We start from the raw sequence: 7,300 nt of genomic DNA, 5'->3' as shown, positions 1-7,300 counted from the left end.
GAAAGGTGATTTAATTTTCCAAGCTATAAAACAGCAGCAAACGACAGTTGTGAGTAAACAAATGCCCACAGCAATACTTGACGCACAAACTGGAATAAGCGCCTTAGATGAGGCTTTAAACACCCTAAAAACGACAGGTTATATGCACAACCATATGCGCATGTACGTGGCATCCATCGTTTGCAATATTGCAAAAACAGATTGGAAGGTGGGTGCAGATTGGATGTATAGTCAACTTTTAGATGGAGACTTGGCCAGTAACCACCTGAGCTGGCAATGGGTGGCAGGTACCAATTCTAACAAAAAGTATTACGCGAATCAGAACAATATCAACACCTATTTTGGAACAAATGATCGAGGTACATTTTTAGATAAAACTTACGAAGAACTACCCGAAATGGAAATTCCAGATGTCCTGCAAGCAAGAAGAGAATATAGCATTCAAACCGATTTAAACGCTATCAAAAGCGACGAAATACACACCTATACCAATAGTTTAATTCATACATATTACAACATTGATTTAGAAGTAATTAAAACTACAACAGCTCAGCACATTCTCTTATTAGAACCCAAACTTTTTAGAGCTCATCCTGTAACAAATAACTGCCTAGAATTTGTGATAAATCTAGCTAAAAACATTCAGGGAATTAAAATCTTCGTTGGAGAATTTGACAATCTCTTAACGCTATTGGGAGAAGAAAATATCATCTACAAAGAACATCCTACCAACCAACATTTTAAAGGTAAAAAGATGGAGAGAGATTGGATGACTACTGTGAAAGGTGACTTTCCCTCTTTCTTTAAATTCTGGAACAAAGCCAAAAAAGAATTACAGTATGACTAAAGAGGTGAATATCGTTTGGCTGAAAAGAGATTTAAGGCTCAATGATCATGCTCCCTTCCATCAGGCTGAACAAGAAGAATTGGATTACATCATCTTGTATTGTTTTGAACCCAAGCTTATAGAGCATCCCGACACCTCTGAGCGTCACCTTCAATTTATCTATCATTCTTTACAAGAAATGAATAGCAAGTTGCGTGAAGTAAACCGGAGCATTAGTATTTGTTACACCTCTGCAAAAGAGGGATTTAAGCACATTCACAAAGAATATAAAATCAACACCGTTTTCTCTTACCAAGAAAGCGGAACACAAATAACTTGGGAAAGAGACAAATCGTGTGCTCATTGGTTTAAAACACATAATATTAGATGGATAGAATTTCAACGTGATGGTATTTTAAGAGGGATAAAAACTAGAGAGAAGTGGGACAAGGCTTGGTTGAGTGTTATGCATCAAGCAGTGATTAAAAATGGATTTACTTTTTCCAAACTACCTGCTTTAGAGCATCCCTATTCACTTCCTCCTCATTTTAAAGAACAACTCTCTTCCTATCCAACTTCTTTTCAAAAACCAGGTGAAGATCAAGCCTGGAAGTATTTGGCTTCCTTTTGTAAGGAAAGAGGAAAAAACTACAACAAACATATCTCTAAACCGGCCGAAAGTAGGCGTTCATGCGCCCGTATCTCCCCGTATTTGGCATGGGGAAATATATCCATCCGTCAAGCATATCAATATGTCAAAGCACATCCTAATTACACCAAATATAAACGCCCTTTTAACGGCATGCTCACACGGCTGCATTGGCATTGCCATTTCATCCAAAAGTTTGAGGTTGAATGCAGCTATGAAACCGAGTGCATCAACCGCGGGTATGAAGAACTAACGTACAGCAACAACGAAGATCTGCTGGAAAAATGGAAAACAGGTAACACCGGAATTCCAATAGTTGATGCGTGTATGCGATGCTTAACGCACACCGGGTGGATTAACTTTAGAATGCGGGCAATGTTAGTTTCTATCCTTTGTTTACATTTTGATGTTTCTTGGAAAAAGGGTGCCTATCACCTCGCCCAACTCTTCCTCGATTATGAACCCGGCATACATTATCCTCAAATCCAAATGCAAGCCGGTACTACGGGGGTAAACACGGTTCGACTCTACAACCCCGTTAAACAATCTAAAGATCATGATCCTAAGGGAGAGTTCATCAAAAAATGGATTCCAGAATTGCGTGAGGTACCTGTAGAATTCATTCATGAGCCTTGGAAAATGACCGTTTTCGAATTGGCTGACTTCAAAGAAGAATTTACTTATCCCATGCTAGAAATGGACTTAGAAAAAGTCGCCCGAAAAGCTAGAGAAAAGATATGGGGACACAGAAAGCATCCTAAAGTAAAGGAAGAGGCACGGCGCATTTTGGCTACACATGTGAGACAGGCGTGAGTTTGAGGGGTTGAGGGTTTGATTGTTTGATAGTTTGAATGTTTGAATGTTTGAGGATTTAAAAATTTAAACATCCCGATGGTATCGGGATATTTAAAGATTTAAGAAAGTCATGACAACCCACATAGTTTCCTTATTTTTTTGAATTCTGAGCTTGCGAAGACTTAAATTTTTAAATAAACATTACCATGAAAAAAGAACATTTACCTACTAAAATTTGTCCTGTATGTAAACGTCCTTTTACCTGGCGTAAAAAGTGGGAGAAAAACTGGGATGAAGTAAAATATTGCAGCGAACGCTGTAGAAGAAACAAATAAATACATGGAATTAACACAGTACGAATTAACACAATTAGATCGCAAATACAGACTCAACCTAATCAACTCAATTTCAGGTATAAAACCTGCAAATTTGATTGCTACAAAATCGAAGGATGGGAAAGAAAACGTTGCTATATTTAGCTCTGTGGTTCATTTGGGGTCTAACCCTGCTCAACTAGGCTTTGTGCTTCGCCCACAAGGAAATGAACCACGAGACACCTATGCCAATATCTTGGAAACAGGCGTTTACACCATCAATCATATACCTGAGGTTTTGCACAAAAATGCTCACTATACTTCAGCAAAACTAGCTAGAGGAGTCTCCGAATTTGAACGCATGAATATAGCTCCAGTTTACTTAAAGAACTTCCACGCACCTTTTGTTAAAGAAAGTCCAGTAAAACTAGCCATGAAGCACCTCCATAGCATTCCGTTACCCAACGAATGTTCTTTTATCATTGGTGAAATTGTATATATAGACCTTCCTGAAGAAGCTGTAAATGAATTAGGACAAATTGATTTAGCTTACAACAATACCGTGGGTATAGGAGGTTTAAACACTTATTACAAACTAGAAAAGATAGAGACCTATCCTTACGTGAGAACACATGAGCTACCTGAGAAGGAAGAGTTTTAGAAAAAGCCTTTAATCCATCATAAAATAATGTTTTAGAATAAAAAATTCATCAAGTATTCTTACGCACAAGGAATAAAATACAACATGAAAACATCTGTAGCTCTTATATTTCCCCATCAATTGTTCAAAGAAAGTGAACTCTTAAAACTAGGTGTAGACATTTACCTCATAGAGGAATATTTATTCTTTAAATTGTATAAATTTCACAAACAGAAATTAGCCTTTCATCGTGCAACAATGCAGGAATACAAAGCTTATTTGGAAGCAAAAGGATTAAAAGTTCACTATGTAGCTTGCAATGAAATAGGTTCCGATATTCGTGAATTAGACCAATTGCTGAACATCCAAGAGTTGGATGCAATTCACCTGCTTCACCCCGAGGACAATTGGTTAGAGCAACGACTTTTTTCGTTTAGTGAAAAGGTGAATTTTAAGGTTTACGATACACCTGCGTTTTTATTGAATCGTGCAGAAATAGCCAAAGAATTTAAAAGCAGTAGAAAATCTTTTTATCAAACCACATTTTATAAGAAACAAAGAGAGCGTTTCAACCTATTAATGGATGAAGACGGAAAACCTGAAGGTGGAAAATTGAGTTTTGATGCTGATAACAGAAAGAAATACCCCAAAAGTAAAACACCTCCATCCACTCATTTCCCGAGTGCAAATAAAGCATGGGAAGAAGCTGTAAATTATATTGAAAATCACTTCTCCTCTAACCCTGGAGAAATAAGCAAGCATAGTCACTACCCTCTTAATTACAAAGAATCTGAAGACTGGCTTCAACAATTTCTAGATTTCCGTTTTCATGAATTCGGAGCTTATGAAGATGCGATTGTAAAGGAAGAACATGTACTTCATCATAGTTTACTCTCTCCTTTAATCAATGTAGGGCTGCTTTTACCCATGGAAGTGATAAACACAAGTATTGCATTTGCAAAGGCAAACGATGTCCCCATCAACTCTTTGGAAGGGTTTGTACGTCAAATCGTTAGTTGGAGAGAATTTATTAGAGGGTTATACGTGAGTCATGGAGTTTCCTCTCGCACCAAAAACTTTTGGAAGTTCACACGACCAATACCTTCGTCATTTTATACAGGAGACACAGGTATAATCCCTATAGACGATACCATTAAAAAAGTATTAAAAACAGGCTACTGTCATCACATTGAACGCTTAATGGTGCTTGGTAATTTCATGTTACTTTGCCAATTCGATCCGGATGAAGTATATCGTTGGTTTATGGAGTTATTTATCGATGCCTATGATTGGGTCATGGTTCCCAATGTCTATGGTATGAGTCAGTTTGCTGATGGGGGACTTTTTGCAACCAAACCTTACATTTCCTCTTCTAATTACATTTTAAAAATGAGTAATTACCCCAAAGGAGATTGGCAAAACGTGTGGGACGCACTGTTTTGGAACTTCATTGGTGAACACGAAGATTTCTTTGCTAAAAACCACAGAACAGGATTTATTTTAGCCAACTACAGGAAACAAAGTCCTGAAAAAAAGGAAGAACATCTAAAAATTGCACAAGCTTTTTTAGACCAACTTACTTAACTTCAAATGCATTAGGTCATTCAAGCAATTCAAGTTGAATTTTAGCCACGTATGGATTGTTCGCATCACCATTAAGCAACACTAACTTTCTGGCCATGTGCGACAAACGCCAATCCCTGAGTAATATTCCTTCTCTACAAAGGTAAATGGCTTTAAAATGTTTTCTTACTCTAATATCGGCTGCTTTACAAATGCTCATCGCCCTTTTAACCGCGTTTTGCATTTCCTCAAACCTCAAGTAACCACTCGTTACTAAATCCGTTGCTTTGTAACGCAATTCTACATCTATAATGTTCTCTTCCAAGTCGTTTAGACTCTTATTCAAATTATAAGTGTTGTACAATACGATATGCATAATTTCTAGTTTTTGTTTTAATTCGCCTTTACGCTGGCCATTTCTTGAAGCTTGCTAAATAGTTCTTTTTCCTGTGGACTTAAATGTTTAGGTATATTCACATTTAACACTACGTACATGTTTCCATGTCCATGTTTTCCATAAAGCGGCATGCCCTTACCCTTTAAACGTAATTTTTGTCCATTCTGAGCACCTGCAGGAATCTTTATACTCAATGCTCCTTCAAAGCTTTGAACCTGTTTAAAACCTCCTAATACGGCCGTAAAAAGATCTATATCAAGATACTGAATTAGATCGGAATTTTCAACTTTAAATACGGGATGTTCTTTGAGGTGAATTTTAACATAAAGATCTCCTGGTTTTCCACCATTCCCCCCTTTTCCACCTTTCTCTTTTATTCTAAGGGTTTGACCATCCTTTGTACCCGGTTTCGTTGTAATTCGAATCTTTTTATCAGGCAACTGCAGGATTCTTTGCGTTCCATGATAGGCCTCCTCTAAGGTCAATTCAATATCGGCTTGGAAATCATTTCCTTTAAAACCAGATGTTGAACGTCTACCTTGAGTTCTTTGTCCGCCAAACATGCTCTGGAAAAAATCATAAAAATCACCCTCATTAAAAGCCTCTGCATTACTGTAATATTGCCCTGAACCACCTGTATTCCATTGGTTCTCGTTAAAACCACCACCAGAATTTCCTTGCTGAAAGCGGTTCCAATTTGCGCCTAACTCATCATATTTCTGACGCTTTTCTGCATTGCCTAATACTTCGTAAGCTTCATTTATTTCTTTGAATTTTTCTTCAGCCATCACATCCCCCTGATTTTTATCCGGATGATATTTAACCGCTAGCTTTCGATAAGCTTTTTTTATCTCAGCGGCTGTGGCCTTTTTATCCACTCCAAGGACCTTATAATAATCTTTATAGTCCACAGTAAATTAACGTGTTAATAAATGCTGCAATTTCTCCTCATCCATCACCTTTTCTGTGACTTCAAACACTCTACGTTTCAAAGTTCTAAAATCTATGGTCGCTTTTTTAAATTCATCCTCAAGCACTTCGTGTTCTGCCCTAAAGACCTCTTCTTCATGGGAATATTCATTCTCCAAAAGCAAACTCATTTTAGCTCTGTGCTCCTTCATTTGTGTCGTAAGCGCCTTAAAAACAGTCCCTAATCGATTAAGTTCTCTACTGAGCTTACCCACCTCTTCCACATGTTCCTCATCGGTCATCCAAATAAAATACTTATCAATTAATCCATACAAAAACCTGATTTCATCCTTGTAAAAGGCGATGTCAGACTCCCAGTATTTGGTCAATACATAAAGATTAACCCAAGATGCTTTTTGGAGATAATCACTTTTTGGTCTTAGTCTCATTTCTTTAGTTTTAATAGTTAAAAAAAGGAGCGATAAAAACCGCTCCTTTGGATGGAACTTTAAGCAATGGTTATTTCCTTTTTCGGAGGAAGTTCCTTTTGCACTTTGTGCAAGGTTAATTTTAGAACGCCGTCATTATAGGTTGCATCTATATGATTAGCATCCACATTTTCCGGGAGGGTAAATGATTTTGAGAAAGACTTCGAGCTGAACTCTTTACGGGTATAATTCTTCTTCTTTTCTTCGTCTTCTTTTTTTGTCTGACCAGAAATATTTAAGACGCCATTTTCACAAGAAACTGAAAACTCATCCTTTTTTAAACCGGGTGCAGCAACTTCTATCTCATAATTTTCTTCGTTATCTACCACGTTCACTGCGGTAGACCAACTCGCATTAGAAAATCTATTTTTCATCCAAGATTCATCGAAAAAATCTGACAACGTAGGCCATTCGTGCTTTATAAGTGACATAACTTTTTGTTTTGAATTATTAATCTGATTCGCAAATGAAAAGTTACAACCAAAAAAACCTTAATTCAAGGCCAAACATCCCTACAAAACATTGAGAATTATCATTGAAATATTCAATAAAAAGGAGTATATACTGCTCAATATCAAAACACTGTAAAAAATACTTTTATTCTCTTAAACAGAAAAACCAAGGTGTTTAGGTTTAAATCTTTGAGGCTAGATATGCCCCCATACTAAAGCAAGATTGCAATAAATAACCTCCCGTAGGCGCATCGTAATCTAACATTT

Annotated in this window: 9 protein-coding genes; 5 read left to right on the top strand and 4 right to left on the bottom strand. The window is 37.1% G+C overall.

Annotation, left to right across the window (positions count from 1 at the left end; genetic code table 11):
* The 5 genes from AC22ZQ_RS11090 to AC22ZQ_RS11070 form a co-directional block, all read left to right on the top strand.
* Positions 1-847: FAD-binding domain-containing protein (locus tag AC22ZQ_RS11090; RefSeq protein ID WP_318958839.1), on the top strand; the 847-nt coding region annotated here is incomplete at its 5' end.
* Positions 840-2,288 carry a cryptochrome/deoxyribodipyrimidine photo-lyase family protein gene (locus AC22ZQ_RS11085; protein ID WP_318958838.1) on the top strand — a complete coding sequence of 483 codons (1,449 nt, stop codon included), beginning with the start codon at positions 840-842 and terminating at the stop codon, positions 2,286-2,288. The genes AC22ZQ_RS11090 and AC22ZQ_RS11085, both read left to right, overlap by 8 nt.
* Positions 2,289-2,476: 188 nt before the next feature.
* Complete coding sequence (locus AC22ZQ_RS11080) at positions 2,477-2,605, top strand: DUF2256 domain-containing protein (RefSeq protein ID WP_318958837.1); 129 nt, start codon at positions 2,477-2,479, stop codon at positions 2,603-2,605.
* A gap of 4 nt (positions 2,606-2,609) precedes the next feature.
* The gene (locus AC22ZQ_RS11075) at positions 2,610-3,245 is read left to right on the top strand and encodes a flavin reductase family protein (protein ID WP_318958836.1); all 636 of its coding nucleotides are present in this window, start codon (positions 2,610-2,612) and stop codon (positions 3,243-3,245) included.
* 84 nt (positions 3,246-3,329) lie between these two features.
* Positions 3,330-4,808, top strand: a complete 1,479-nt coding sequence (locus AC22ZQ_RS11070; RefSeq protein WP_318958835.1) for a cryptochrome/photolyase family protein — start codon at positions 3,330-3,332, stop codon at positions 4,806-4,808.
* 16 nt (positions 4,809-4,824) lie between these two features.
* On the opposite strand, the gene AC22ZQ_RS11065 is transcribed toward AC22ZQ_RS11070, so the two are convergent.
* The 4 genes from AC22ZQ_RS11065 to AC22ZQ_RS11050 are packed head-to-tail and all read right to left on the bottom strand — an operon-like array spanning position 4,825 to position 7,012.
* Positions 4,825-5,163: a hypothetical protein gene (locus AC22ZQ_RS11065; protein WP_318958834.1), complete on the bottom strand. Its 339-nt coding sequence runs from the start codon at positions 5,161-5,163 to the stop codon at positions 4,825-4,827.
* Positions 5,164-5,180: 17 nt separating this feature from the next.
* On the bottom strand, positions 5,181-6,095 hold the full coding sequence (locus AC22ZQ_RS11060) for a J domain-containing protein (RefSeq protein WP_318958833.1): 915 nt from the start codon (positions 6,093-6,095) through the stop codon (positions 5,181-5,183).
* 6 nt (positions 6,096-6,101) lie between these two features.
* Complete coding sequence (locus AC22ZQ_RS11055; protein WP_318958832.1) at positions 6,102-6,542, bottom strand: hypothetical protein; 441 nt, start codon at positions 6,540-6,542, stop codon at positions 6,102-6,104.
* A gap of 59 nt (positions 6,543-6,601) precedes the next feature.
* On the bottom strand, positions 6,602-7,012 hold the full coding sequence (locus AC22ZQ_RS11050; protein ID WP_318958831.1) for an Hsp20/alpha crystallin family protein: 411 nt from the start codon (positions 7,010-7,012) through the stop codon (positions 6,602-6,604).
* Positions 7,013-7,300: the final 288 nt, after the last annotated feature.

Source organism: Lishizhenia sp. (genome assembly GCF_057456495.1).
Note: the sequence above shows the minus strand (reverse complement) of the source record. Positions and strands in the feature narration are given on the sequence as shown.